Annotated in this window: 25 protein-coding genes; 15 read left to right on the forward strand and 10 right to left on the reverse strand. The window is 52.9% G+C overall.

The window, feature by feature from the left end; genetic code table 11:
- Nucleotides 1–8 precede the first annotated feature (8 nt).
- Nucleotides 9–308: a winged helix-turn-helix domain-containing protein gene (locus tag ACT3TR_RS14500; RefSeq protein WP_096279340.1), complete on the reverse strand. Its 300-nt coding sequence runs from the start codon at nucleotides 306–308 to the stop codon at nucleotides 9–11.
- 42 nt (nucleotides 309–350) lie between these two features.
- The gene (locus tag ACT3TR_RS14505; RefSeq protein WP_441683839.1) at nucleotides 351–1,433 is read right to left on the reverse strand and encodes a PA0069 family radical SAM protein; all 1,083 of its coding nucleotides are present in this window, start codon (nucleotides 1,431–1,433) and stop codon (nucleotides 351–353) included.
- A gap of 170 nt (nucleotides 1,434–1,603) precedes the next feature.
- Here ACT3TR_RS14505 and ACT3TR_RS14510 point away from each other — a divergent pair, with 170 nt between their 5' ends.
- Entirely contained in the window at nucleotides 1,604–2,335 is a 732-nt protein-coding gene (locus tag ACT3TR_RS14510; RefSeq protein ID WP_444625695.1) for an SDR family oxidoreductase, read from the forward strand.
- A 68-nt stretch (nucleotides 2,336–2,403) separates the two neighbouring features.
- Nucleotides 2,404–2,772: an MliC family protein gene (locus ACT3TR_RS14515; protein WP_441683835.1), complete on the forward strand. Its 369-nt coding sequence runs from the start codon at nucleotides 2,404–2,406 to the stop codon at nucleotides 2,770–2,772.
- Nucleotides 2,773–2,789: 17 nt separating this feature from the next.
- Here the strand turns inward: ACT3TR_RS14515 and ACT3TR_RS14520 are convergent, their stop codons facing one another.
- Nucleotides 2,790–3,065 (reverse strand): AzlD domain-containing protein, encoded by a 276-nt coding sequence (locus ACT3TR_RS14520; protein WP_225734499.1) that lies wholly within the window; start codon nucleotides 3,063–3,065, stop codon nucleotides 2,790–2,792.
- 35 nt (nucleotides 3,066–3,100) lie between these two features.
- On the reverse strand, nucleotides 3,101–3,763 hold the full coding sequence (locus ACT3TR_RS14525) for an AzlC family ABC transporter permease (RefSeq protein WP_096279348.1): 663 nt from the start codon (nucleotides 3,761–3,763) through the stop codon (nucleotides 3,101–3,103).
- 393 nt (nucleotides 3,764–4,156) lie between these two features.
- Here ACT3TR_RS14525 and ACT3TR_RS14530 point away from each other — a divergent pair, with 393 nt between their 5' ends.
- The 8 genes from ACT3TR_RS14530 to ACT3TR_RS14565 all read left to right on the forward strand — a co-directional run bounded on the left by ACT3TR_RS14530 (nucleotide 4,157) and on the right by ACT3TR_RS14565 (nucleotide 11,166).
- Complete coding sequence (locus ACT3TR_RS14530; RefSeq protein ID WP_441683831.1) at nucleotides 4,157–5,137, forward strand: C4-dicarboxylate TRAP transporter substrate-binding protein; 981 nt, start codon at nucleotides 4,157–4,159, stop codon at nucleotides 5,135–5,137.
- 63 nt (nucleotides 5,138–5,200) lie between these two features.
- The gene (locus ACT3TR_RS14535) at nucleotides 5,201–5,830 is read left to right on the forward strand and encodes a TetR/AcrR family transcriptional regulator (protein ID WP_444625694.1); all 630 of its coding nucleotides are present in this window, start codon (nucleotides 5,201–5,203) and stop codon (nucleotides 5,828–5,830) included.
- A complete protein-coding gene (locus ACT3TR_RS14540; RefSeq protein ID WP_096279355.1) occupies nucleotides 5,827–6,327 on the forward strand; it encodes a TRAP transporter small permease subunit in 501 nt (166 codons plus the stop codon). The genes ACT3TR_RS14535 and ACT3TR_RS14540 overlap by 4 nt, the downstream gene beginning before the upstream one ends.
- A 10-nt stretch (nucleotides 6,328–6,337) precedes the next feature.
- Nucleotides 6,338–7,645 (forward strand): TRAP transporter large permease, encoded by a 1,308-nt coding sequence (locus ACT3TR_RS14545; protein WP_441683826.1) that lies wholly within the window; start codon nucleotides 6,338–6,340, stop codon nucleotides 7,643–7,645.
- Between the two features lie 23 nt (nucleotides 7,646–7,668).
- Nucleotides 7,669–8,895: an amidohydrolase family protein gene (locus ACT3TR_RS14550; RefSeq protein WP_441683824.1), complete on the forward strand. Its 1,227-nt coding sequence runs from the start codon at nucleotides 7,669–7,671 to the stop codon at nucleotides 8,893–8,895.
- Nucleotides 8,896–9,150: 255 nt separating this feature from the next.
- Nucleotides 9,151–9,747, forward strand: coding sequence for a GNAT family N-acetyltransferase (locus tag ACT3TR_RS14555; protein WP_444625693.1), 597 nt, complete (start codon nucleotides 9,151–9,153; stop codon nucleotides 9,745–9,747).
- A 252-nt stretch (nucleotides 9,748–9,999) separates the two neighbouring features.
- Entirely contained in the window at nucleotides 10,000–10,494 is a 495-nt protein-coding gene (locus ACT3TR_RS14560; protein ID WP_441683820.1) for an AAA family ATPase, read from the forward strand.
- Nucleotides 10,495–10,587: 93 nt separating this feature from the next.
- On the forward strand, nucleotides 10,588–11,166 hold the full coding sequence (locus ACT3TR_RS14565) for a GNAT family N-acetyltransferase (RefSeq protein ID WP_444625692.1): 579 nt from the start codon (nucleotides 10,588–10,590) through the stop codon (nucleotides 11,164–11,166).
- 149 nt (nucleotides 11,167–11,315) lie between these two features.
- On the opposite strand, the gene pgi is transcribed toward ACT3TR_RS14565, so the two are convergent.
- The 4 genes from pgi to ptsP form a co-directional block, all read right to left on the reverse strand.
- Nucleotides 11,316–12,965, reverse strand: coding sequence for a glucose-6-phosphate isomerase (gene pgi, locus ACT3TR_RS14570; RefSeq protein WP_442346190.1), 1,650 nt, complete (start codon nucleotides 12,963–12,965; stop codon nucleotides 11,316–11,318).
- A gap of 193 nt (nucleotides 12,966–13,158) precedes the next feature.
- On the reverse strand, nucleotides 13,159–14,892 hold the full coding sequence (locus ACT3TR_RS14575; RefSeq protein ID WP_444625691.1) for a PTS fructose-like transporter subunit IIB: 1,734 nt from the start codon (nucleotides 14,890–14,892) through the stop codon (nucleotides 13,159–13,161).
- Nucleotides 14,889–15,860: a 1-phosphofructokinase gene (pfkB, locus tag ACT3TR_RS14580; protein ID WP_444625690.1), complete on the reverse strand. Its 972-nt coding sequence runs from the start codon at nucleotides 15,858–15,860 to the stop codon at nucleotides 14,889–14,891. The genes ACT3TR_RS14575 and pfkB overlap by 4 nt, the downstream gene beginning before the upstream one ends.
- Nucleotides 15,860–18,754 (reverse strand): phosphoenolpyruvate--protein phosphotransferase, encoded by a 2,895-nt coding sequence (gene ptsP / locus ACT3TR_RS14585; protein WP_444625689.1) that lies wholly within the window; start codon nucleotides 18,752–18,754, stop codon nucleotides 15,860–15,862. Before ptsP ends, pfkB begins: the two co-directional genes overlap by 1 nt.
- A 262-nt stretch (nucleotides 18,755–19,016) precedes the next feature.
- Here ptsP and cra point away from each other — a divergent pair, with 262 nt between their 5' ends.
- Nucleotides 19,017–20,000, forward strand: a complete 984-nt coding sequence (cra, locus tag ACT3TR_RS14590; RefSeq protein ID WP_441683807.1) for a catabolite repressor/activator — start codon at nucleotides 19,017–19,019, stop codon at nucleotides 19,998–20,000.
- A 20-nt stretch (nucleotides 20,001–20,020) separates the two neighbouring features.
- Here the strand turns inward: cra and ACT3TR_RS14595 are convergent, their stop codons facing one another.
- Nucleotides 20,021–20,497 (reverse strand): methylglyoxal synthase, encoded by a 477-nt coding sequence (locus ACT3TR_RS14595; protein WP_444625688.1) that lies wholly within the window; start codon nucleotides 20,495–20,497, stop codon nucleotides 20,021–20,023.
- A gap of 197 nt (nucleotides 20,498–20,694) precedes the next feature.
- On the opposite strand from ACT3TR_RS14595, the gene gap reads away from it, so the two are divergent.
- From gap to ACT3TR_RS14615, 4 genes are all read left to right on the forward strand, one after another.
- Entirely contained in the window at nucleotides 20,695–21,696 is a 1,002-nt protein-coding gene (gene gap / locus ACT3TR_RS14600; protein ID WP_096279377.1) for a type I glyceraldehyde-3-phosphate dehydrogenase, read from the forward strand.
- A gap of 177 nt (nucleotides 21,697–21,873) precedes the next feature.
- Nucleotides 21,874–22,395: a DUF3455 domain-containing protein gene (locus ACT3TR_RS14605; RefSeq protein ID WP_096279379.1), complete on the forward strand. Its 522-nt coding sequence runs from the start codon at nucleotides 21,874–21,876 to the stop codon at nucleotides 22,393–22,395.
- Nucleotides 22,396–22,508: 113 nt separating this feature from the next.
- On the forward strand, nucleotides 22,509–23,072 hold the full coding sequence (locus tag ACT3TR_RS14610) for a sigma-70 family RNA polymerase sigma factor (protein ID WP_096279381.1): 564 nt from the start codon (nucleotides 22,509–22,511) through the stop codon (nucleotides 23,070–23,072).
- Nucleotides 23,069–23,800: an anti-sigma factor gene (locus tag ACT3TR_RS14615; RefSeq protein ID WP_441683804.1), complete on the forward strand. Its 732-nt coding sequence runs from the start codon at nucleotides 23,069–23,071 to the stop codon at nucleotides 23,798–23,800. The genes ACT3TR_RS14610 and ACT3TR_RS14615 overlap by 4 nt, the downstream gene beginning before the upstream one ends.
- Before the next feature lie 101 nt (nucleotides 23,801–23,901).
- Here ACT3TR_RS14615 and ACT3TR_RS14620 read toward each other — a convergent pair whose 3' ends face one another.
- Nucleotides 23,902–25,392: a TrkH family potassium uptake protein gene (locus tag ACT3TR_RS14620; protein WP_096279385.1), complete on the reverse strand. Its 1,491-nt coding sequence runs from the start codon at nucleotides 25,390–25,392 to the stop codon at nucleotides 23,902–23,904.
- Between the last annotated feature and the right edge of the window lie 103 nt (nucleotides 25,393–25,495).

Genomic DNA, 25,495 nt, shown 5'->3' on the forward strand with positions numbered 1-25,495 from the left:
TTGCTACGCTAACCTGTATAGCCAAGCACTTGTTTTAGCCGCTCAGCATGCGTGGCTACCCAGCAGGGGTCAATCGCGCCCCAATCTCGAATCTGGTAACGGCCAATGTTATGGCGTTGGCCGTCATCTTTAGTAAAGACACACTCAATATCCAGTTCGGCAAGTGATGCTATCGTGTCCTGAGCAGTGCGTCGCGGCATGCCGGTGGCCTCTATTATGGCAGGTACACTGGCAATGCCCTGTTTGATCAAATGGGCCACGTATAAACGTCTATAAAAGCTTGATTTAGTTTTACTAAGGTCGGGCATGGGGCTTCCTTGGTAGCAAACGTATTGGCGTTGCTAGCTAGCTTAAATGAATAAATCCCCTTGCGCCCGTGGTGGACGAAAATCGCGCGTGTTTAAGCCCTGCTCCGTGCGATCCTGCAGCTTCCATTGGCGGCTGGCGCGAGCGAAGCGTTGCGCGATCAAATCTGCAAAGACGCCTTCACCGCGAAAGCGTTTACCGAACTGAGCGTCGTATATCTTCCCGCCCCGGCATTGGCGCATTAGGCTCATGACTTTAGCGGCCCGCTCTGGGTAGTGTGTTTCCAACCATGCTTCAAACAGCGGTGCGACTTCATAGGGCAGGCGCAGCAACATCCAGGCCGCGGTGCGTGCACCGGCGCGGCTGGCCGCTTCCAATAGTTTTTCGATTTCGTGATCAGTAAGCCCTGGTATCACCGGCGAAATCAACGTTCCCACTGGAATGCCCGCCGTATTCAGTTCACGTATCGCTCTCAAACGTGCCTGGGGCGACGCCGCACGTGGCTCTAAGGTGCGTTTTAAGTTGGCATCTAGGCTAGTTAAACTGACAAAAACACGTACTAAACGGTGCTCGGCCATCTCGGCCAATAGCTCTAAATCACGCAGCACTAAGGTGCTTTTAGTCACAATTGTGACGGGGTGGCGGCATGCTAATAGTAGTTCCAACAACCGGCGGGTGGTTTGTTGGGTAGCTTCTAAGGGTTGATAACAGTCTGTATTGCCAGAAAGATTAATTGGCCTGCACACATAGTTGGGGTGGCAAAGCTCCTCCGATAATTGCTCAACCAAACCGCTGCGGGCAATCAGCTTGGTTTCAAAATCTAACCCAGGCGATAGGTCCCAGTAGGCATGGGAAGGTCGTGCATAGCAGTAAACACAGCCATGCTCGCAGCCACGATAAGGGTTTAACGAGCGATCAAAGGGTAAGTCCGGCGATTTATTCCACGACAGCGCACTCTTGCTCACTTCTTCCCGCACTTCCGTGGCAATGGTCGTGGAGGTTTCCTCGCGCCACCAGCCGTCGTCGTCTGCAATGCTTTGGGTTGGCGCGAAGCGATTGTGCGGATCATACGTTGCGCCGCGGCCCTTGTAGGTAGTTGGCTGGAAAGGCTGGCCAAGAGATGCCATGCTTTCACCCCTTTAGTGATTTTATATACAGTAGTTGCGGAGTGAAAAGAAATCAATAGCCATCCAGTTGTTGAGCGAGTGATAAAGTGAACAAGGCGCTACCTAAGGCCCTATTACGACGTTAAGGTATTTGCAGGAACTGACTGTTAACGCGTTACTGAGGAAGCATTATGTCGAAAGTAGTCATCGTGACAGGAGGAAGCCGTGGTATTGGGGCAGCGACCTCATTACTGCTAGGCGCTAAAGGCTATGCGGTGTGCGTTAACTATCTTACTAACCAAGAGCGAGCACGTGAAGTGGTTGATTCCATTATACGTGGCGGGGGCAGGGCCTTTGCTTATCAAGCCGATGTCAGCAAGGAAGCCGATGTCATCCGCTTGTTTGATGCGGCAGAGGCTCACTTTGGCAGTGTGACCCACTTGGTTAACAATGCGGGTATTTTGTTTACGCAATCCAGGTTTGTTGATATTGACTTTGAACGCTTCAAACAGGTGATGGGTAGTAACGTGGACAGCTGTTTTCTGTGTTGCAGAGAAGCTATCCGACGCTTTGGGCAAGGCAGTGCGATCGTCAATGTCTCTTCGCGTGCCTCACAAACAGGCTCGCCCTTTGAGTACGTTGACTACGCCGTCTCAAAAGGAGGCATGGACACGCTGACTAAAGGCTTATCTTTAGAAGTTGCCGCCTTGGGTATTCGTGTCAACGCCGTTCGCCCTGGATCTATCTACACTGATATGCATGCCGATGGGGGCGAGCCAGGTCGTGTTGACCGTTTAGCACCGCAGATTCCTATGCAGCGTGGCGGTACCGCTGAGGAGGTGGCGAATAGCATCGCATGGTTGCTTTCGGAGGAAGCTTCTTATGTGACGGGATCATTTATTGATGTGGCGGGCGGGCGGTAACACTCCCGCACTGGCTACAGTATTATATAGTGTGGATTAGCCCGCATCTCAACAACCGGGAGGCTCATGTGAAAATCTTCGTTCCGCTAACGATTACTTCAATTTTGTTCATTTCGGGCTGTGCAAATTCAGCCCAAAATCAAGTTGATGCTCAAGCATCTGCCGCGACACTTCCAGAATCTATTATGCATAGCTATGAGTGCGAGAGCGGTGAAACGATAGCCGCCGCCTACCCCTCAGCAGACACGGCGAGAGTGCAGTACAAAGGCCGAAGCTACAGTATGCAAATTGCAGTTTCTGGCAGCGGTGCGCGTTATGTGAGTGACGATTTAGAGTGGTGGACAAAAGGCTCTGGCTCAGGGTCTGAGAGTATACTGCTCAGCCATCTGGCTGACGGCACTTCTGGTGACATTATCGAGCATTGTGCCGTGCCCTGAATCCGTCTAGCAATTCATTATGTTACAAACCACCAGCGCCAGCTTGCCGCACATATAATGCCAACGGCAATTGATGCTAAAGGACTTTTTAAGATAATAGCGACAGCACCTGCCATTAAAGCGGCAAACCGGGTTCCTCCGTCACCATGCACAATGATGGGGGTGATGATGGCAATAAGCACCGAGCTAGACATGGCATCAATAAACAGGCGAATGTTAGGGCTTAATGGTATACGGGCCATAATGAGGAGCCCCAAAATTCGAGACCCGTAGCCTATAGCTACCATCATCATGATGGCTAATAGCGATTGCCATAATGGTGATGAGCTCACAAAATACCCGCCTTATACCAGCGTTTGGGAAGTAATATGGCGACCATTCCTCCTGTCAGTGCGCCGACCAGTACATGTAGATAGGGCGGTAGCCACCAATAGGCTAGCAGCGCACTGAGGGCTGCTGCTAACCATGGAAGAATCATTACTAGCTTTGGGTTACCACCTATCACGATCACAAGCAGAAAACATAGCATGATCACGTCAAGACCAAAGCGTTCAGGTTGATGGATACCACCGCCAAATGCCAAGCCGATACCCGTACCTATTACCCAGGCAGTCCATAACGCGATACCTCCTCCTAGGAGAATGCCAATATTGCGCTCTCCGCGCTGATATTCGCCCAGTGCCATGGCCCAATTGGAATCCGTTAACATGAAAATGACGCCAAATTGCTGCAGTAGAGGTAATGGTTTGAGCCAAGGATAAAGCGATGCACTCATTAATAGGTGTCGGGTATGAATGGCCATGGTCGTCATTGCTAGGGCCAGAAGGGGCAGCGGCGTTGTCCATAGTTCAAGTGCCGCAAACTGTGAGGGAGCAGCAAATACAAACATGCTCATTAATATCGCTTCCCAATGAGTGATGCCTGCATGGATAGCTGCTACGCCGAAGGCTAGGCCAAAGGCCACCGTGAAAGTGGCCAAAGGCAGCATCATGAGAATACCTCGCCATGTACCCGCCATATCCAATTTTATTTTATTTTCTCTTTTATTCATAAGCTTACTAGGCATCTTTTGATAGTGAATAATAAAAACAAACAGTCGTGCTTGTTTTTATTATTCTTCGCGTTTAGATTTAACAGCACACATACACCGCTAGGCAATGTGTTATTAAAAATAATGAAATAATATAACACTAAAAAAAGCCGATTAATTCGGTCAGGAGACTGATATATGAACTTCAAGCGCAATGTAATAACACTGGCGGTAACAGCTTTAGCTTTACCTGTAACAGCTAGTTCTACTCAAGCTTCAACTTCATTTATTGCCAATTCGTTTTATGATCAACAACACCCTTTCTCTCGTTACGGCTATATCGAATGGGCAGAGATGGTTAAAGAACTGTCTAACGGGGAGCTTCAACCCGAGGTGTATACCGGGACTGTACTGCTAGCACCTCGTGCTAATTTGCAGGGCATTCAGGATAATATCGTTCAGGTGGCGCATCATGCTGCTATTTTTACTCCGTCTGAAATGCCAGTAGCGAATGCCGTTCAGGAGCTGGGCTTTAACTACGATGATCCGTTAGTCAGCATACTGGCCGTTACCGATTTCAGCCTTAACAACCCCATTCAACTAGCCGAATGGGAAGGCCTGAATATCGTTTATCTCGGCGCCTACAGCACCCCGCCTTATGTCATGTTCTGCCGCGAACCGGTTCGAAACCTTGAAGAATTACGCGGTAAACGGATCCGCACTGCGGGCTCAACGGTGTCTGCCTGGGTCGAACAAGCCGGCGGCACGCCTGTCAATGTTCCTTCGAGTGAAATGTATAGTGGCCTTGATCGAGGCTCGCTGGATTGTGCAACCAACGCGGCTAATGACTTGATTGATCGCTCCCTATGGGAAGTGGCTGAGCACACCACGCTGCTGCCCACCGGCATGTACTGGTCCGGCCCTCAGTGGGGCTTCAACGAAGATTTCTGGTCAAACCTTAATGACGAGCAGCGTGATGTGTTCAAAGAAGCTACCGCTCATGCAATGACGCGTATGGTTGTGCAGTATATTAATGCGTCAGAGGCAGCTATCGAAGAAGCGATCAAGCTTGGCAATAACATCTATGAGCCGGAAGAAGATCTAATGGCATCTGTGGTGGCTTTCCGTGATGAGGCATTGGCAAATGTTTACGATAAGGCCCGTGATCAATACGGTGTGGAAGATCCAGAAGCGCTAATTGATGATTTCCTCGCCACTTACGAAAAGTGGGAAAGTTTACTCAGCGACGTTGATCGTAATGATGAAGGGGCGCTTGCCGAGCTAGCTATGCAAGAAATTTATAATAAGCTACCCGCTGACTACGGCATTTATTAATTTTGGCCGTCATTGGCTGCCCTAATGGGCAGCCAATGCTAATACGATAAAAGGGTGCGCTATATGACTAAACGACAAAATCAGGAAGAGCGCTCACGTCATACCCAGGCTCGCGTTATACAAGCGACTATTGAATGCATTCTTGAAAATGGTATCCGTGCTACATCGACTGTTGACATCGCTCGTCAAGCTGGCGTTTCTCGCGGTGCTCTCGTACATCACTACCCATCCAAAACGCTGTTAATGCAGTCGGCGCTTGAAGACCTGCTAAGCAGAGAGGTTGAGAGCGTTCGAATCATGGCTAATGGCATCAAAGAGGGTGCCTTGGATTTTGATAGTCTATTAAAAGCCTTGCATGAGCACTTCAAGGGCGACCTGTATATGGTGACGCTAGAATATCTTACCAATGCGCGAACTGACCCTAACTTAATGAAAGTTCTAGCTCCATTAGGGATCAAATTCAACACGTCACTTGAATATATATGGGAGCAGTTAGTCGCTAGTGCTGAGCACACTTCTCATCAAAATCGTGTCGCCTTGAACGCCACTTTATGCATGATGAGAGGGATGGGTGCACAGAGCATTTGGCGTGATGATCCTGAGCTTTATCGTGATATGTTGCTGTTTTGGAAGGAAACTCTTATGAAGCTTGGTTTCTCGACTACAGATTCCGAGAGGGGCAGAACAGCATGATCGCGAACAGTATTGAACGCTTATCCCAGTGGGTCGCTAAGAGCACGTTGGTACTCGCTGCTTTCTTTTTAGTACTAATGGCACTGCATGTCTCACTTGATGTCGGACTGCGCTATTTCTTTGGAAAATCGTTTGCCGGCACGCTGGAGTTCGTCTCTTTCTACTATATGGTCGCGGTGATTTTCCTGCCAATTGCTTACGTTGAATTAAAACGCGAGCATATTAGCGTTGATGTTTTTGTGGGCAGGTGTTCGCCTACTGTACAGCTAGCGTTTTACCTCTTTGCCGGTGCTCTGGGCCTTGTGTATTTTGGCATGCTTTGTTACCAGAGCTATCTCGATGCAGTTCGTGCCACGGTTCGTATGGAAACTGCCATGGCCAACTTCACGTTCTATTTGTGGCCTAGTCGTTGGGCATTACCCGTCGGTTTTGCCGCCATGTGTCTGGCCATTCTCGCCAATATGATAAAGGCAGTGCAGCAACGCCAAGCGCTGTAGGAGCTAATCAATGACTAACATCGAGATAGGTGTGGCGGGTATCGCCATCGCCTTGGCCCTGATCGCCCTGCGGGTGCCAATCGGCATTGCCCTTGGCCTAGTATCGATTATCGGTATAGGCGAAATGACCAGTATGCGCGTGGCATGGGGGATGATTTCTGCCACTCCTTTCGATTTTGCAGGCACTTGGGAATTAACCGCCGCGCCTATGTTTTTATTCATGGGCTATTTGTGTACCACTACCAATATGACGCAAGGCTTATTTCAGGCCATGCGTCTTTACCTAGCGCGTCTTCCGGGAGGCTTGGCCGTTTCCAGCGTGATGGCCTCTGCCTTTTTTGCGGCTGCGTCTGGCTCTAGTGTAGCAACATCCGCGGCCATGTCGCGCATCGCTGTACCCGAAATGCTCAAACACAACTACGACAAGGGGCTTGCCACCGGCACCGTAGCTGCTTCTGGGACACTGGGTTCGCTGATTCCACCAAGCGTATTGCTGGTGCTTTATGGTGTTTATGCCCAAGTGTCAGTCGGCCAGCTGTTTATGGCAGGCTTCATCCCAGGCGTAGTTTCTGCGCTGTTATATATCGGCATGATTATGGTGAGGACCAAGCTGAATCCGAAGCTCGCGGGTGATACTGATATTCGCTCGACGTGGAATGAAAAATGGGAGGCGTTCAAACATATTTGGCCACTGCCATTGCTCATTGGCTCCGTGCTTGGGGGGATCTTCCTGGGAGTCTTTTCACCTACCGAAGCTGGAGCGGTAGGAACTACCATTGCCGCATTAATTGCCTTGGCTCGACGTACCCTGACCCTTGAAGCTGTTCGTGAAGCCGTTACGCAAACCGCAGTCAGCACGGCGAGCATTTTCATTATCTTGATTGGGTCGCTCTTTTTTACCCGTTTCTTGGCCATGAGCGGTGTACCTGCTGCATTCGCTGAGTTGATTCTGGGTGTCAGTACTGAAACATGGTGGATCATTCTGGCGGTAGCGCTGATCTATCTTGTGCTCGGAATGTTTATCGACTCAATTGGTCTGCTGCTTCTAACGCTGCCGCTGATACTCCCTTTGGTCGAAGGTGCAGACCTTAATTTGATTTGGTTTGGCATTATCGTGGTTAAGCTCCTGGAAATCGGGTTAGTGACTCCGCCCATCGGCCTTAACGTTTATGTCATCAAGGGTGCCCTGGGCAACAGCGTTACGCTTAGCGAAGTTTTTAAGGGCGTGAGCTGGTTTATCGTCATGGACATCGTCGCACTATTACTCATCGTATTGATTCCCGCGCTTTCGCTTTATCTTCCGCAGAAAATGTTCTGACGCTTTCTCAATAAGGAACACACATGACAGCAATTCGTTTTATCAACGCCAACGTTATCGATTCACGCAACGGTAAAGTGCTCCCTAATCATCAGGTGCGTATTAAAGATGGCCGCATCGACGCGGTAAGCGCAACGCCGCTTGAAGGCGACGACGATCAGGTGATCGATGTCAAAGGGCGCTATTTGATGCCGGGCTTGGTGGACTCCCACGTACACGTAACCGCTATCACGCCCAACTTTGCGCTCCTAGGCACGCTTTCGCCGTTTTACGTGGGCGCCAAGTCTAGTGAGCTGCTTGAAGCCATGCTGATGCGCGGCTTTACCACTGTGCGTGATGCAGGTGGCGCGGATTACGGCCTTGCCAAAGCGGTAGACGAAGGGACGCTGGCCGGGCCACGCATCATGTACGCTGGGCGAGCTCTCTCGCAAACCGGTGGCCACGGGGATATGCGTGGGCCAGGCCAGCAAACCTTTGAAGGCTGCTTCTGCTGCGCAGGTCTGGGCCGTGTATGTGACGGTGTCAGTGAAGTACGACATGCCGCACGCGATGAGATTCGCAAGGGCGCTACTCAGATTAAGATCATGGCGTCAGGTGGCGTATCATCGCCAACGGATCGTATCGATAGCACGCAGTTCTCACTTGAAGAAATTGATGCCATTGTAGAAGAGGCGACTGCTGCCAATATTCATACCATGGCACATGCTTATACTGCGCGTGCTATTAATCGACTGCTGCCTCGCGGCGTTAAAACCATCGAGCACGGTAACCTTATGGACGAAGAGAGCTGCCGCCTGTTCCTCGAACATGATGCTTATTTGACGCCAACGCTGTGTACTTACGATGCGCTAGCGAAAGAAGGCGTTGAAGCAGGGATGGCCGAAGAGCTGCAGCGAAAAGTATTTGAAGTGCTTGAGGCCGGCGGCAAAGCCCTTGAAATGGCCCAGCGCTTTGGGGTGAAAATGCTCTACGGTTCCGACCTTTTGGGCCGTATGCAGCGCCATCAGCTCAATGAGTTCCACCTTCGCAAAGAGGTGGTACCTGCCGATGAGCTGATCCGTGCGGCCACCAGTCACGCGGCCGATGCCTACGGCCATACGGGCGATTTTGGTGAAATCATTCCTGGCGCCCGTGGTGATGTGATTATCCTTAAAGATAACCCCCTGGACGATATCACTGTGCTTACTGAGCCGGATGAGCAACTGATGCTTATCATGAAAGGGGGCGTGGCGTATAAAAATACGCTTTAAGCATTAGGCTTTAACACCCCGTAGTAATTTTACCTGACTGCACCGGCGCCGGAACTCTATAGTTCCGGCGTCTGCGTTCTTGGGCACTGCTAAGCTAAAAGCTGCGATAAAAACCAGCCAACGTGTAAATGCCGACCGCCATGACCAATTCTTCGTGTTATTAATAGACATTATCGACTATTTCGAATCTTATTTTAGTAATATCGACTAATTGCTGTTTTTCGACTGCCAAATATAAGAGGCGTGTGGATAGATATGACTTACGTAAGCGCTGTCACCCTTAACGCGCACGGTGTAAAGCTTGAGCCATTAGCGCACGATCACGAAGCTGGCCTGCGCGCCGCTGCCGCCGATGGCGAGTTGTGGAATCTACGTGTCACATCGGTGCCTTCGCCCGATGAAACAAGCGCCTTTATTGAAACCGCCTTGAAAGACCGTGAGGCAAGCCACCGCTTTGCTTTTGCTGTCATTGAGGAGGCCTGCGGTACCGTGCTGGGCACGACGAGCTATCACGACATCTTACCTGAGGTAAAACGGGTAGAGATTGGCCACACCTGGTATGCCAAACGCGCGCAGCGTACCCATATTAATACCACCTGCAAGCTGCTGCTGTTAACACATGCTTTCGATACGTTGGGTTGTAAAGTGGTTGGCTGGCGCACCGACAACTTCAACTACGCAAGCCAACGTGCCATTGAGCGCCTGGGGGCTAAAAAGGATGGTGTCATACGCGGCCACAAGCTGCGCCGAGATGGCACTATTCGCGACACCGTGATGTATAGCCTGCACAGGGGAGAGTGGCCAGAAGTGCAGGCACATCTCAACTATTTGTTAAGCCGGCCACGTAGCTAATCAATAGGGCTCTGGCTCGACTGCTCCTACATGGAGGTAGGACGCTGATCGCAGCCCTTAATCATATGCGCTACAGGCAAAGCGAGAAAGCACGCGAATTTTGGATAGGCAGCCAGAATTTGCTTTGCTAGCAATAGAATCAATGAGGTAGATTTGATCTAAGCGGCTAGATAACCTCAATCAACGCGACAGCACGTTCATTGAGGTTATGCAGCCGGTATATAATCACTGTTATGCAATACGGGGTAAGAAATGAACAAAGGAGTATTGACGTTTTTCTGTGGAAAAATGGGAGCAGGGAAAACTACAAAGTCTTGTGAGATCTCCCAAGAGCGAAACGCCGTACTGCTCTCAGAAGACGAGTGGCTTCCATCCATTTATCCGAATAGCATAAATACCTTAGATGATTACATTGAATATTCTGGCCGTCTTAAGCCTCAAATGAAAAAACTGGTTCAATCGATCTTGGTGTCTGGAACCAGCGTGGTAATGGATTTTCCGGCAAATACAATTTCACAACGAAAGTGGTTTAAAACCATATTTTCAGAGATCCAGGCTCCACATGAATTAATTTACATCGACCAGCCAAATGAGATTTGCTTGGGACAAATCGAAAAAAGGCGGATAGAACAGCCAGAGAGAGCGGCAACTGATACGGAAGAGATGTTTGAGCTGGTTACCAAGTACTTTGTTGCACCCACATCTGATGAAGGGTTCAACACAACCGTAATTGCGGCAAATGCATAACAATCGCAGGCACTGCGACGTCTTTTCGTTGCGGCTTCGCCTCCACTACAAAGCCGCGCGTGCTGCGGGCGTTAGCTCTATAGGGGAAGTTTAATGTTTATAAATGAAGTCAGATTGACTGGAAAGCATGTGACTCTAGAGCCCTTGTCTAAAAGTCATATCGAACCGTTAAAAGAAGCAGTTCTTGATGGTGAGCCTTGGAAAATATGGTATGCAAATGTTCCTGGACCTGACGAAATGGAAGATTATGTATTATCAGCAATAGAAGAAGCGAAGACAGGCAATATAGCTTACGCTGTGCGATCAAAAGAGCATGATAAAATTGTAGGAACAACAAGATATTACAACGTTGATCCGGTTAATATGCGAGCAATGTTAGGCTACACATGGTACTCGAGCTTAGTTCGAAGGACTTCCGTAAATACTGAGTGCAAATTAATCCTGCTAAGAAACCTATTTGAAGCATCATCGGCGATAGCGGTGGAGTTCCACACCCACTTCTTCAATCAACAGTCTCGAACTGCGATAGAAAGATTAGGTGCAAAGCAGGATGGAGTACTTCGAAGCCATCAGATAATGCGTGATGGCTCACTCAGAGATACCATAGTTTATTCAATAATTTCAAGTGAATGGCCTGCTGTAAAGATTAACTTGGAGAGTAAGTTAAGCTAACAAGTGGCTGTACGCGGCCGCTGGCCGCCAGACGTTCGCAAGCTCACACCGCTGTGCTGCCTGTATAGGCTCAGCCCTGCTTATTCAAAAAAGCCCCGGCTGTTAGGTCAGGGCTTTTGCTTACTGCTTGTTGCGACAACTAAAACTTTCTAGCCCTTCTTCTTATTTATCTTCTTACCACTTTCAGCTTGGGCATTCTCCTCGGAACCGCCACCCGGAAAATGCGCCCGCACCAACTCCAATAATCCTTGCGTAGAAGCATCAAAATCCGCAGCGTTAGTATCGATACGTTCGCTGATTTCACCGGCGATGCGCTTACCCAGCTGAACACCCCACTGATCGAACGAGTTGATGTTCCAGATCACGCCTTGCACGAACACTTTGTGCTCGTAAAGCGCAATCAGTGCGCCCAGGTTGCGGGGCGTGAGTTCGTCCAGCAGCAGCGTGCTGGAAGGGCGGTTGCCGGGGCAGCTGAACGGATCTTGCTGGCTGCCACCCTGGCTGCCTTCCATGAAGGCATTGGCCTGGGCGAGCATGTTGGTTAGTAGCGCGAAGTGGTGGTCTTCCATGCCCGGCTCAGGTTTGAGCGAAGCGATGAAATCAATCGGCACATAGCGCGTGCCCTGGTGCAGCAGTTGGAAGAACGCATGCTGGCCGTTTGAGCCGGTTTGACCCCAAACAATTGGGCCGGTTTTGTAGTTGACCGGGTGGCCGAATATATCCACAGACTTGCCGTTTGACTCCATATCCAGCTGCTGCAAAAAAGAGGGCAGCTGATTTAGCGCCTGGTCGTAGGGCACGATGGCTTGGGTTTCAGCACCAATAAAGTTGATGTACCAAATACCGATCAGTGCCATCAATACCGGCATATTTTCCGAGAGGGGCGCATGGATAAAGTGATTATCCATCTCGTGAGCGCCTTCCAATAGCTCGATAAACCCCTCGAAACCGATGGAAAGCGCAATCGGTAGCCCAATCGACGACCACATGGAGTAACGCCCGCCGACCCAGGCCCAGAATTCGAATACGTTCTCTTCGCGAATGCCGAATTCCATGGCTGCTTTGCGGTTGGTAGAGGCCGCCACAAAGTGGGCGCCTATATCGGCATCGTCACCGGCGTTTTCCAGGAACCAGCGCCGTGCGGTTTTGGCATTGAGCAGCGTTTCCTGGGTCGAGAAGGTCTTGGTGGAAACAATGAACAGCGTTGTGGCAGGGTCAAGCCGTGAAAGCACCTTCTGTATATGAGTGCCGTCCACGTTAGAGACAAAGTGAAAGTGCATTTCGGGGTGGCGATATTTAAGCAGCGCGCGCACGGCCATATTAGGGCCAAGGTCCGAGCCGCCAATCCCGATATTAACCACGTCCTTGATCGGTTTGCCGCTGTAGCCTTTCCATTCGCCGCTACGGACCGTTTCTGAGAATTGCTTGATCTGCTCGCGAGTCCGCGTGATCTCCGGCATCACGTCTTCGCCGTCGACATACACCGGGTCATCGCTGAGATTACGCAGCGCGGTATGCAGTACCGGGCGATTTTCGGTGACGTTGATAATGTCACCAGAGAACATCTGCGCGCGGCGTTGAACTAGCGCGGAGTGGTCTGCCAGTTCAATCAGCTTAGCGAGTACTTCATCAGAGACGTGATTTTTGGAGTAATCAAGAAATAGGCCGCCCACGCGTAAACTCATTTTCTCAAAACGCTGGGGGTCATGGGTGAAGTAGTCACGAATGCGGTCGTTCGTTGTTTTGTCGCGTAGGCGATCTAGCGCCTGCCAGGTAACACTGCGAGTCAGCTGAAACATTGAGCGATCCGTTTGTTATAAGAGGCTGTTAAAAGCGGAATGGCTTATATCGACGTTATGTAAAAATACTACATAAAAAAGCGCATAAAGGGGAGCGTGTTGAAGCTTTTAAAGCAATTATCTGCGTAAAAGTACGTGTTTTTAGCGATAGGCAGGTTTACTTGCCTGCCTATCGTCTATTGTTTCGGAGCGTTTAGCTGGCGACAGCGACCTGGGCGGCGCCGCGTTTGATAAACGCATAGCTTAAACCTGTCACCAGCGAGCCCGCGACAATGGCGCCAAGGTAAAGCAGTGCAGGGGTGATGGCATTGGGAATGAGCAGTACAAAGATACCGCCGTGAGGCGCCATTAACTTTGCGCCCACTAGCATCGAAAGGGCACCGGTTAACGCGCCCCCTGCAATACAGGCGGGGATGACCCGCAGCGGATCTTTCGCCGCAAACGGAATGGCCCCCTCACTGATAAAGCAAAGGCCAAGCACGAATGATGCTTTGCCCGCTTCGCGTTCCGGCGCAGAAAACTTGTTACGTGCCACAAAGCTGGCAATACCCATACCAATGGCTGGCACCATGCCCGCCGCCATAATCGCCGCCATAGGGCCGTACGTTTCGGAGGCGAGCAAACCCACGCCAAAGGTGTAGGCGGCTTTGTTAACTGGGCCGCCCAGGTCGAAGCACATCATCGCGCCCAACAGAATACCCAGCAGTACTGCGTTGGTGGAGCCCATGGACTCCAGGAAACTGGTCAGGGCATTGAGCAGCGCAGCAACCGGCTCGCCAATCACGTAGATCATGGTCAGACCAGTGACCAAACTGGCCACTAGCGGAATAATCAGAATCGGCTTCAAAGATTCAACGCTAGAAGGCAGTTTGACGTAGCGAGTAACCGCCAGCGCCACATAGCCCGCCAGGAAACCTGCCAAAATACCGCCGATAAAGCCGGAGCCGATATTGGCCGCCAGCATGCCGCCAATCATACCCGGGGCGATGCCGGGGCGGTCGGCGATGGAGTAGGCGATATAGCCTGCCAGAACGGGAATCATCAGTGCAAAGGCGGTACCGCCACCGATCTGCATGAGCGCGGCGGCCAGCGTGCCTTCCTGCTCAAAGGCCTCAATGCCAAATACAAAGGAGAGCGCAATCAGCAGGCCGCCTGCCACCACCATCGGCAGCATAAAGGAAACGCCGGTGAGCAGGTGCTTGTAAACGCCTTTCTCTTTGACGCTCTTATTGGCTGTGCCCGCATTGCTGTTGTCGCTCTCTATGGCGGCCTCGCTGAGCGCGGCTTCAAGGGTGGGGCGCGGCTTTTTAAGCGCGTTGCCGGTCGACGTGCGGTAGATGCGTTTGCCTGCAAACCGAGAAGGATCAACGTCAATGTCACAGGCCAGTACGACGATGTCGGCGCCAGCAATCTCATCTTCAGTTAATTTATCTTGTGCACCTACCGAGCCTTGGGTTTCAACGCGAATGGCGTGGCCCATGGCTTTGCCCGCCTCTGCTAGCGCTTCAGCGGCCATAAAGGTATGGGCAACGCCGGTCGGGCAGGCGGTAACGGCAACGATTCTCTTGCCGCCGTCGCTACTTGCAGCAGCCGGTGCGCTAGACGTTATGGGGGCGCTATAAATAGGCGCTTCCCGCTTCGCTTGAGCAAGAAAGCCGCTAGGGTCGGGTAGGGCGCTCGCAATCGGTGCCTGAAATAGGCGCTTGCCCTCGAACCGTTCTGGCGCGGGCACGTGATCGGCGGCTACCACAATTAAATCAGCATTGGCGATCTGCTCAGCGCTAGCAGCGTGTAAGGGGGCTATTTCACCGTGCATTTCCACGTGAGCCGACCAGCCTTGACGCTGGGCTGCTTGCTCCAGGCGCTTGGCAGCGAGGAAGGTCGTCGCCATGCCGCTGGGGCAGGCGGTAATCAGAATGACATTCATAGCGTGGCTCTCTCGGTAATGGCGTCGTCAAGACGCTGTATCCGGGTATGTTGTTGGAGTGAGTCGAAATCAGCCGCGTGAGGGTCGCCCACGCCTACGTGGCGCACGGCTTCAGCAGAAAGCGCGGTGGCGAAGCGCAGGGTTTGTTCAGCGTCGTGCTGGCTGAGCAGGCCATGCAGCATGCCAGCTACCAGCGTATCGCCGGCACACACCGTATTAGTGGCGGTGACGCTGGGCGGCGTCGCGTGCCAGCTACCTTGAGCGTTAACCCACAGCACTCCCTCGCTGCCCGCCGAAATGAGTGCGTGGGTGATGCCACTTTCGTGCAGTCGCCGGGCGGCTTCCAGGCGTGCCTGGATATCATCAAGGCGTTCACCGGCCCATTCAGCGAGCTCTGTTTCATTCGGTTTGACACCTGCCGGACCTGACGCAATCGCCGTGCTCAAGGCGGGCCCGCTGGTATCAACCCATAATGGAACACCGCTGGCATTTAGGTGGTTCAGCAGCTGGCGGAAATCGTCCTGTGAACATCCGGGTGGCAGGCTGCCCGCCATCACGACCGCGTGTGGCGGCGTGGCGCTGGTCAGCTCGGTATCCAGCGCTGCGATCAGCGCTTTCAGGTGAGCGGCATCAATCGGCATGCCGGGGCCGTTAATGTCGGTGACGCGGCCGCTGTGTTCAGCCAGTTTGGCATTAATGCGAGTGCTGCCGGGAACGCGCACAAAGGCATCGACCAACCCCGCCTGCTGAAAAGCGAGCGTAAAGGGAGCATCGTTTTCGCTGCCTAAAAAGCCACTGACCGTTACCTGATGACCAAGCCTAGCCAGCACTCGGGCGACGTTGACGCCTTTTCCTGCTGCTTCTAACTGCGCACTGGTGGGGCGATTCACGCTGCCCAGTACTAGGGCGTCAAGGTTAAACGCCAAATCCAGCGCCGGGTTCAGGGTGATACACAGCACGCGGGCCATTAACGGGCCTCCAGGGCGTCGCGCACCTCATCACTGGTTGCTTTGCTTAGCGCAAGCTGAGCACTGGCCTGGGCATCGGCAAGGTCAAACTCACGCAGGCGGGCCTTCACTAAGGGGATCTGTCGCGCACTTACCGAAAGCTCGTCCACGCCCAGGCCGACCAAGACCGGAATAGCCGCGGCATCTGAGGCCAGCTCACCGCATACGCCCACCCATTTGCCCTGGGTATGCGCGGCGGCCACGGTCATTTGGATCAGACGCAGTACCGCAGGATGCAGGCCATCGGCCTGTGCCGAGAGCTCTGGATGGCCACGGTCAATGGCCAGGGTGTACTGGGTTAAATCGTTGGTTCCTATCGAGAAGAAGTCCACCTCAGCCGCCAGGCTGGGCGCCAAAAGCGCACTGGAGGGCACTTCAATCATCACCCCCAGCTGCACGTCGGTGGTGCGTTGGGCGGCTGGAATCTCTTGCAGTAGTCGGTCATAAACGATCTTAACGGCACGGAACTCGGCAATGTCTTTGACCATCGGTAGCATGATGCGCAGCGGATGATTTTTATCTTTCGAGCCTACCGCTGGCGCTGCTGCCATTAGTAACGCACGTAGCTGGGTTTCGAGCACCTCGGGCTGGGTGAGCGCTAAACGAATACCACGAAGACCCAGAAACGGGTTGTCCTCTTGAGGCACCGGCCAGTAGGGCAGGGGCTTGTCGCCTCCCACATCCAAAGTGCGCGCTACCAGCGGGCGCTCGCCCAGCGCTTCAACCGCTTGGCGATACTCGCCAATTTGCGTCGCTAAATCCGGTGCGCTGGCGTGGGCCATAAACAAAAATTCGGTACGCAGCAGGCCAACGCCTTCGGCGCCGCGCTCTACTGCATCGGCGGCGTGGGCGGTATTACCAAGGTTCGCGGCAACTTCGACACGGTGACCATCCCGGGTTTGGCCAAGGTCAAAGCGGGTTTCCCAGGCATCGGCTTCCCGCTGCTGATGATCGAGCAGCTGTTGTTCGGCGCGCTGTAAACGCTCCTCAGATGGCTGTGAGGTTACACGGCCTCGCTCGCCGTCCAGGATCATCATGCTGGCATTGTTAAGTGCCATCACCGCTTGCCCGGCACCGACCACCGCTGGAATGCCCAGTGCCCGTGCCAAAATGGCGCTGTGCGCCGTGGCGCCGCCGCGAACGGTCAGCAGGCCACGCACGCGGGAAGTGTCTAGGCGAGCGACATCGGACGGGCCAATATCGTCCATCACTAGAATGTAAGGATGGTTCGGGGGCTCAGGGAGTTGCACGTCGCAGAGTACGCCAAGCACCCGGCGGCCAACGTCGCGCAAATCAGCAGCGCGTTCGGCAAGCAGCCGGTCAGCGAGCATTTCCTGCGCGTGGGCAGCGGTTTCAATCGCCTCCCACCAGCCAGCTTCCGCGGAGCGGCCTTCGCGAATGGCATCTGTCGCTGCGTGATGAAGTTCGGGGTCGTCGAGCATCTCTTCGTGCATTGAGAGAATGTCCGCTACCTCGCCCCCCTGTGCATTCCGCACCAGTGCCTGTAACTGCGCTGCGCCTTCTTGAATGGCACTGTTGAACCGGGTGATCTGCTGCTCTGAGTCGTCCGCATGCTGAGGGTAATCAAACTGCAGCGGGCGGATAACAAACACAGGGGCGATGGCTAAGCCGGGCGAGGCCGCCACTCCTGCATGAGGCGTATCCGCACTCAGCGGAACCACGTTTGCCGTTGCTACCTTGGGCATTTGGGCGCTATCGCGGCCACCCTCAAAGAGCGTCACTTTTTCGCCCAGACCTGCTTCAATCGTTTCGGCCAAGTGCTCAAGCGCCTGCTGCGCAGTGTCGCCTTCGGCAGACAGAACCAACCACTGGCCGCGCCGGGCCCCTAAGCCAATCACTTTGGTTAGGCTCGCTGCGGAAACCGGCGTGGCGCTGCCTTCTTCCAAGCGCACATTAATCGGCATGGACTGAGCGCGAGCCACCTGCACCAACTGCTTCGCGGGGCGGGCGTGTAAGCCGTGAGGATTAAGCACCCGCACGCGGCGGGTGTGTGTATTGGCGGTTTCCCCGGCCAGCAGTGCCAGCAACTGATCACTGGTACGTGTGAGGAGGATGTCGCTGACGCCGCTGTCGACAAGTGCCATTAATTGCTCTAGCAGTGGGCGGTGGGCATCGCCATGTGCCGCTAAACAGAACAGCGCATGCACGGGGTGACCCGCGCTTTTCAGGGTGTGCTCAGCCGGTGTGGCGATACCTAGGGCAGGCTGGTTGACGCCGTGTGAACTGCTGGACAGCCATAAACCCTTGCCTAACCAGATAGGCTGAGCGTCCGCGACGGCGGCGATAAAGGTATTATCAACACAGCCACTTTGGCGCAAGCGAGCGGCAGCAGCCAAGGCTAGTTCTTGTGGGTCGCGAGCGGGAAAATTGACACATAGCGTGTCAGCATCAAGCCGCGGTTCAAGCGCTGGCTTTGAAAGCAATTGTGCAATATCCGCGGCAGAGGTAGCGCTGGCAAGCTGCTCAGCCACGCCTTCGCGGTCGAGTACATGGGTTAGCTGGCGCAGAATATCCAGATGCTCGTCGTTGTGTGCCGAGATAGCGACCAGCACATGCACGTTCTGGCCGTCGTGCCACTCAATGCCCTGGGGAAACTGCAGTACGCGAACGCCGGTGCGTTTTACATGCTGGCGGCTTTCTGGCGTACCGTGGGGTATCGCAATCGCATTGCCCAGAAACGTTGATGACTGTGCTTCACGAGCATGCAGGCCGTCGCGGTACTCAGCCTCAACGAATCCGGCGTCTACCAGCGCTTCAGCGGCGCTGTCCAAGGCGGTTTGCCAGCTATCCGCGTGGCGGCCTAGCAAGATGTCATCGGGGCCGAGTGTCAACATAGTATTCTCCTGTAAACGTGCCCTGGCTGCCCTGAATACTGCAGGCTAGCACTGCCCATGAGCGCAGAGACGTGTACATAAACTGATCGTTATCGTGGCATGTCGCCTAGCTGGATTAACCGTGTCATGCCTGTCGTTTCATCGAAGTATAGTGCTATGCTGAATCGATTCACTTAATGACACAAGGTTTGATCTTCTAGACTTTGGTCTTGCATGCGCTAACTTGCTGATAAACTGCCCGGTCACGCCAAGGGGAACCCTCATGACACTCGCCGATATTGCTCGACTAGCTGGCGTTTCACGCACTACCGCTAGCTATGTGGTGAATGGCCAGGCCGAGCAGCGACGTATCAGTGCCGCCACGATTGAAAAAGTGATGGCGGTGGTGCGTCATCATCGCTACCACATTGATCCGCAGGCGGCAGCGCTGCGCCGAGGCGCGAGCCGCTTGCTGGGGCTTATCGTTCCGGATTTGGAGAACATCAGTTATGCCCGCCTCGCCAAGCGCTTAGAGCGTGGTGCACGGGAGAAGGGCTATCAGCTGTTGATCGTCAGTTCAGATGATTGTGCCGAGAGTGAGCGAACGCTGGCACTGTCACTGCGTGCCCAGCGCTGTGAGGTATTGATAACCGCTAGCTGCTTGCCTAGTGATGACACCTTCTACACCGACCTGATGGAAGAGGGCTGGTGCGTAGTGGGCATGGACCGGGGTTTAAATCCAGCGCTGTTTGCCAGCGTCGTGAGCAATGATCAGGAAGCAGCGACGTTACTGACTCGCTCAGTGATCAGCAAAGTAACCAAGCGCGTGGCGTGGCTTGACGCGATGCCTGATTTATCCATCAGCAGTGAGCGGCGCTCAGGCTTTCAGGATGCTTTGGCGGGCACTGGCATTGAGTCGATTGTGCTGAGTGGTACGAGTTACGAGCGTAGCGAAGGCGCGCACTTAGCCACACAGCTGCTGGATCAGCATGGCAGTGTGGATGCGTTGGTGACGGCGTCCTATGCTTTACTGGAGGGAGTGTTTGATGTGTTCTTGGAGCGCGGTGGATTGCCGGAAGATATTCATTTAGCCACTTTTGGCGACCACCGGCTGCTGGATTTTCTCCCTCAGCCGGTCAACTCGGCGCTGCAGGACTATGACCGCATTGCCGAGTTGACCCTCACCTGTGCGTTATCGGCGGCTAGTGGCGACTATCTCAGCGGACGGCAAGTGGTGGCGCGTCACCTGCGTACCCGCTCCGTATAGTGTTGCGCTACGCATAGTGCTTAAACGGTTCTCGCTTGAGCCCAGGCGTTGGCATCCGGAATCGACATATCGTAGCTTTCGTTCAAGTAAGGCGAGGAAAGCAAAAAGTCTGCGGTGGCTGCGTTGCAGGCGACCGGCACATTCCATAATGCGGCCAAACGCAGCAACGCTTTGACATCCGGGTCGTGTGGTTGCGGCGAGAAGGGATCCCAAAAAAAGATCAGTATATCCAGGCGCTGTTCCGCGATACGCGCACCAATCTGCTGGTCGCCGCCCAGCGGCCCACTCATGAGTCCTTCTACGCTTAACCCTAAAGCTGTCTTTAAGCGCCCGGCAGTGGTGCCGGTGCCCAAAAGGGTGTGCTGGCCAAGCGTGTCTTTCCAGCGAGTCGCCCATTCGAGCATTTCACCTTTCTTACCATCGTGAGCAATCAGGGCAATTCGTTTACGCGCTTGTAGTGTACGAATAGTCTGGCGGGGCGGCTGCGCATCACTCATGGCATCACTCTCTTTTGAATTTTTAGTATTGGACTACAATAGTGTTTATATAGTAATTTTACTACATATCGAGTTTACATAAGCCTTTTAAGGCAATTAAGTAGCTGTTGGCAGCTTTTTTGAGGTTTAAATACGTATTTTTGGTAATTTTTTACATCATGCCTTACTTTTCACCACCGATTTATTGAGGAGCTATCATGACAATAAGAGTTGCGATTAATGGATTTGGCCGTATCGGCCGCAATGTACTGCGCGCCCTTTACGAAAATAGCTACCGCGATCGCATTCAGGTTGTCGCCATTAATGATCTTGGCGATCCGTCGTTAAATTCACACCTGTTGCGTCACGATACCGTTCATGGCCACTTTCCTTTTAAAGTAGAGCATGATGCCGAGAGCATCACTGTCGATGGTGATCGTATCGCGATCTCCTCTGAGCGTGACCCGGCGAATCTGCCATGGGAAGCCATGAAAATTGATTTAGTCATGGAGTGTACGGGATTATTTGCCAAGCGTGAGGCGGCGGCCAAGCATATTACCGCCGGCGCCAAGCGAGTACTGATTTCCTCGCCCAGCCCCGATGCCGACGCGACCATCGTGTATGGCGTGAACGACCATGTTTTAACGGCTGATCACAAAGTGGTCTCCAACGCTTCCTGCACGACTAACTGCCTAGCGCCGGTTGCGAAAGCATTGAACGATGCCGTGGGGATTGAGAACGGTTTGATGACCACGGTTCATGCCTACACTAATGATCAGAATTTGTCGGATGTTTATCACACCGACCCCTACCGGGCTCGTAGCGCAACCCATTCAATGATCCCAACCAAAACCGGTGCAGCGGCGGCAGTAGGGTTGGTGCTGCCAGAGCTGGCAGGCAAATTGGATGGCCTAGCGGTGCGCGTGCCGGTCATTAACGTTTCGCTGGTAGATCTCACGTTCACCGCGAGCCGCGATACGACGAAGGAAGAGATCAACGCCATTGTTGAGAAAGCCGCCGCTAACTCGCCGGTATTGGCCGTGAACGCTGAGCCGCTGGTCTCTATCGATTTCAACCATGATGCCAACTCCTCGACCTTTGATGCCAATCACACTCGCGTGAATGGCCGTTTGGTCAAAGTGATGGCTTGGTATGACAACGAGTGGGGCTTTTCTAACCGGATGTTGGATACCACGCTTGCGATGCAGGCAACGGCCTAATCGTTATTGTTAGGCTTTGAATGCTTACGTATTACCCCTAAATAATGCCCTGAGAATCTGCTCAGGGCTTTTTTTTACATTTTTTTAACATCACTGCATCCAAAAGAGGGTCTCGCGGGTATTCCCTATACAGCCGCTATTTGAGGTGGTTGATAACAACCCTTTTTGGAGACTGAAATGACCATTCAAAACCTGACGCGTACTACACTGGCCGCAGCCCTGATTGCATCCTTCAGTCACGCCGCTTTGGCTGAAACGCCAGCGGACGTACAAGTACCAGACGGCAACACCGTAGCGCTTGAAACCGTTGGCGTTGGCGCTATCACTTATATGTGTGAAACCAATGACTCTGGTGACATGGCTTGGGTTTTCAAAGGCCCACACGCTGCACTTAATGACACCGACGGCACTCAAGTAGGTAGCTATTATGGTCCCCCAGCTACTTGGGAAGCGCTGGATGGTTCTAAAATCACCGGTACTCAGCTAGCCACCGCTGCCAACGGTGATGGCAACATTCCTCTTCAGTTAGTAGAAGCCAACCCAGCTGAAGGCGAAGGCGCGATGATGGACGTTAGCTACATTCAGCGCTTGAACACCGAAGGCGGCGTGGCACCTGACGTCACTTGTGATGCAGATCACGACGGCGCAACTGCAGTAGTTACTTATCAAGCCGATTACATCTTCTGGACTGCTAACTAAGTTTAGCAAAACTAGAGTTCAGTAAGGCTAAGGGGTCGTATCGCGACCCCTTAGCCGCTATGCTGTCTGGACGTGCGACGAGTGGGATCGACGCGTCATCAGGGAGCGAAGGTGTGTCCGATATAGCTAATGAATTTGATCATGATGCCGCATTAATTAAGTGTGCTCGCGGCGATCATGACGCTTTGCATCAACTCTATGCTCATGAAGGTGCAAGACTTTTAGGAGTAGTTTTTAGAATCGTCAAAGATCGCGGCATGGCTGAAGATATTGTCCACGATGCCTGTCTTAATATTTGGCAGCGCGCCGGAAGTTATGATCCTGATAAAGGATCCGCGCGAGCATGGATATTTAGCGTAGCGCGTCACCTGGCATTAAATGCCATCCGCTATCGTGATCGTGAAATTACCTTTGATAGCAACGATCCGACCGAATTAGCCCACGATGAGCATTTCCAGCACGCCTCTGTTGCAGAAGAAGCCTTTGATTGGCAGACCGGTCAACAAATGGATCACTGTTTAAAACAACTTGAGCCGGAGCGACGTAACTGCGTACTCCATGCCTATGTTGATGGCCTCAGTCACGCTGAAATTTCCGCCCATACGGGTGCGCCGCTTGGTACCGTGAAAGCTTGGATTAAACGCAGCTTGCTGCGTCTAAGGGAGTGTATGGCATGACTCGCCCCAGCCAAAATGAATACGAAGACGATTATGCCTTGGCGGGTGAATACGTGCTGGGCACGCTGTCGTTAGCGCAACGCCAAGCATTTGAAGCGCGGCTACCCAATGAGCCTGAATTGCAAAAAGCCGTTATGGTATGGGAAGAGCGTTTCTTGCCCTATACCGCTATTACGACGCCAGTAACGCCTTCTGACTATTTGTGGCCTCGCATTGAGCGCAGCATGACGGCATCAAAAAAACCGTCAATCGCTGCTCGTCCGCTGGCTTCTTCACCACGGCGTCCTTTTTTACGCAGCCTGCCACTTTGGCGCGGCGCTGCAGGGCTTGGGTTAGCTGCTGCACTGGTTATGGGCGTGCTGCTGACAAACCAAGTAAATTCGCCAACCACTCCCGAGTACATGGTGGTGCTGCTAGCCCCGCAAACTCAGTCGGCTGGCTGGGTGGTGCAGGCATCATCACGCCAAGAAATAGAGCTAATTCCTCTCGGTACCTTTACAGTGCCTGAAGGCAAAGCGCTTCAGTTCTGGACCAAAGCAGATGAATGGCAAGCACCGGTCTCGCTTGGTTTAGTCGAACCCGGCAAGCCGATTCGGCTACGCCTGGATGAGTTGCCACCACTGCAAGATAATCAGCTGTTTGAGCTAACGCTTGAAGATGAAAAGGGCTCATCTACCGGACTTCCAACCGGGCCTATCGAATTCATCGGCCGCTCGGTCGAGATTTAGTCTGTATCTATGCGCCTGTTAAAAGAATGTTAAGTCGATTTTTAACAGGCGCATGATAGTTATCCGGTAACCAGCAGAGAAGAGTAAATATATGTGAACGGCTAACGTCGCCAAAACATCGGGGTCATTAGTACCACTACGGTGAGTATTTCTAATCGGCCCATCAGCATGCCAATGCACAGCAGCCATTTTGCGGCGTCAGGCAGCGGTGCAAAGTTACCAGCAGGGCCAATGATGTCACCAAGCCCGGGGCCCACGTTGGTTACCGCCGTGGCGGCACCTGAAAGGGCGGTTACTAAGTCCAGCCCCAGCGCGGATAAGCAAAGTGCCAACACGGCAATGGTAATGAAAAAGAAGAACGAGAAAGCCACCACGCTGCGCGAAATATCGTTCGTCACCGGCTGTTGATTATAGCGAGTGGTGAAGATCCCGTTAGCATGGATTAAGTAGCGTAGCTGATTGCGCAGCATCAAAGTGGCAATTTGAAAGCGGAAGATTTTCATCCCTCCGCTGGTCGAGCCGCTACAGCCACCGATAAACGTAAGATAGAAGAAGGCTACCACCGGTAGGGCGCCCCAAAGAGTGTAGTCATCTGAGGCGTAGCCGGTGGTGGTCACTACTGACACAATATTAAATGTCACGTGAGTGACCGCTTCAAAAGGGGCGCTGCCGTGAGTCACGCGCCAGGCGCTCAAAATAACGATCGCCACCAGCAGTAGTTTAAGCAGGCCACGCACCTGCTGATCTTGCCATAAAGCACTGCCTGAACCGCGTATGAAGCGTATATAGAGCACAAAGGGCAGCGCACCGCTGAGCATAAATAAACTGGCCATCCACAGCAGCCACGGCCGGTCGGCGTAGGCGCCAAAAGAAGCATCAGAATTAGCAAACCCGCCAGTCGAAAGCGATGACATACCGTGCACGATGGCGTCCAGCGGCGTCATTCCGCCAAACCAATAGCTAACGCTAGCGATAAGGGTGAGGCTGACATAAATCGTTAGCGTCGCTTTGGCAATTCCACCCGTGCGGGGCATCACTTTATCGGACCAGTCGGATGACTCGGTATGAAAAAGGCGCATACCGCCTACCTTCAAAAACGGTAAAATCGCAATGCCCATCACAATAATGCCGATGCCCCCTATCCACTGCATCAGGCCGCGCCAAAGCTTCAAGCCATCGGAAAAATGTTCAATGCCGACCAGAATGGTCGACCCGGTGGTAGTGATTGCCGAAACTGATTCAAACACTGCATTTGTGAGCGTTAATTGAGGCGCGCCAAGCACTAGCGGTAGGCTGGCAAAGCCGCTAATACTGACCCAGCTGGCGGCAGTGAGAATAAACATCTGCCACGGCTTTAGCTCCAACGATACGCGGTACGTCAATAGCCAAATCAGCGCCGCAGCGCCTAGTATGATCAGTACCGAAATACCAAAGGCCATGGCATCGGGATCATTCTCTATGAGCAATAAGACAAGCGGCACCAGCATAAACAGCGCTAGCACCACCCACAGAATCGAAATGATTTTAAAAACAGGTGCCCAGTGCCGGTACACATCCCTGCTACGATAAAACCACGGTGTCATCGATGTCATATACCCAGCTCGCCATTTAGTACCCTTAAGCATGCGCTAAGAGATCATGGCCTTCCATAAAAAGTCTGTAAAAATGTAAGGCTATTAACAGATAACGTGGGGC

Source organism: Halomonas sp. AOP12-B1-6 (assembly GCF_052379225.1).
GTDB classification, from domain to species: domain Bacteria; phylum Pseudomonadota; class Gammaproteobacteria; order Pseudomonadales; family Halomonadaceae; genus Vreelandella; species Vreelandella casei.

Coding starts and splice junctions, on each gene's coding strand:
- ACT3TR_RS14500 (WP_096279340.1), bottom strand. CDS start 308: ATGCCCGACCTTAGTAAAACTAAATCAAGCTTTTATAGACGTTTATAC.
- ACT3TR_RS14505 (WP_441683839.1), bottom strand. CDS start 1,433: ATGGCATCTCTTGGCCAGCCTTTCCAGCCAACTACCTACAAGGGCCGC.
- ACT3TR_RS14510 (WP_444625695.1), top strand. CDS start 1,604: ATGTCGAAAGTAGTCATCGTGACAGGAGGAAGCCGTGGTATTGGGGCA.
- ACT3TR_RS14520 (WP_225734499.1), bottom strand. CDS start 3,065: ATGATGATGGTAGCTATAGGCTACGGGTCTCGAATTTTGGGGCTCCTC.
- ACT3TR_RS14525 (WP_096279348.1), bottom strand. CDS start 3,763: ATGATGCTGCCTTTGGCCACTTTCACGGTGGCCTTTGGCCTAGCCTTC.
- ACT3TR_RS14530 (WP_441683831.1), top strand. CDS start 4,157: ATGGTTAAAGAACTGTCTAACGGGGAGCTTCAACCCGAGGTGTATACC.
- ACT3TR_RS14535 (WP_444625694.1), top strand. CDS start 5,201: ATGACTAAACGACAAAATCAGGAAGAGCGCTCACGTCATACCCAGGCT.
- ACT3TR_RS14540 (WP_096279355.1), top strand. CDS start 5,827: ATGATCGCGAACAGTATTGAACGCTTATCCCAGTGGGTCGCTAAGAGC.
- ACT3TR_RS14545 (WP_441683826.1), top strand. CDS start 6,338: ATGACTAACATCGAGATAGGTGTGGCGGGTATCGCCATCGCCTTGGCC.
- ACT3TR_RS14550 (WP_441683824.1), top strand. CDS start 7,669: ATGACAGCAATTCGTTTTATCAACGCCAACGTTATCGATTCACGCAAC.
- ACT3TR_RS14555 (WP_444625693.1), top strand. CDS start 9,151: ATGACTTACGTAAGCGCTGTCACCCTTAACGCGCACGGTGTAAAGCTT.
- ACT3TR_RS14560 (WP_441683820.1), top strand. CDS start 10,000: ATGAACAAAGGAGTATTGACGTTTTTCTGTGGAAAAATGGGAGCAGGG.
- ACT3TR_RS14565 (WP_444625692.1), top strand. CDS start 10,588: ATGTTTATAAATGAAGTCAGATTGACTGGAAAGCATGTGACTCTAGAG.
- pgi (WP_442346190.1), bottom strand. CDS start 12,965: ATGTTTCAGCTGACTCGCAGTGTTACCTGGCAGGCGCTAGATCGCCTA.
- ACT3TR_RS14575 (WP_444625691.1), bottom strand. CDS start 14,892: ATGAATGTCATTCTGATTACCGCCTGCCCCAGCGGCATGGCGACGACC.
- pfkB (WP_444625690.1), bottom strand. CDS start 15,860: ATGGCCCGCGTGCTGTGTATCACCCTGAACCCGGCGCTGGATTTGGCG.
- ptsP (WP_444625689.1), bottom strand. CDS start 18,754: ATGTTGACACTCGGCCCCGATGACATCTTGCTAGGCCGCCACGCGGAT.
- cra (WP_441683807.1), top strand. CDS start 19,017: ATGACACTCGCCGATATTGCTCGACTAGCTGGCGTTTCACGCACTACC.
- ACT3TR_RS14595 (WP_444625688.1), bottom strand. CDS start 20,497: ATGAGTGATGCGCAGCCGCCCCGCCAGACTATTCGTACACTACAAGCG.
- gap (WP_096279377.1), top strand. CDS start 20,695: ATGACAATAAGAGTTGCGATTAATGGATTTGGCCGTATCGGCCGCAAT.
- ACT3TR_RS14605 (WP_096279379.1), top strand. CDS start 21,874: ATGACCATTCAAAACCTGACGCGTACTACACTGGCCGCAGCCCTGATT.
- ACT3TR_RS14615 (WP_441683804.1), top strand. CDS start 23,069: ATGACTCGCCCCAGCCAAAATGAATACGAAGACGATTATGCCTTGGCG.
- ACT3TR_RS14620 (WP_096279385.1), bottom strand. CDS start 25,392: ATGACATCGATGACACCGTGGTTTTATCGTAGCAGGGATGTGTACCGG.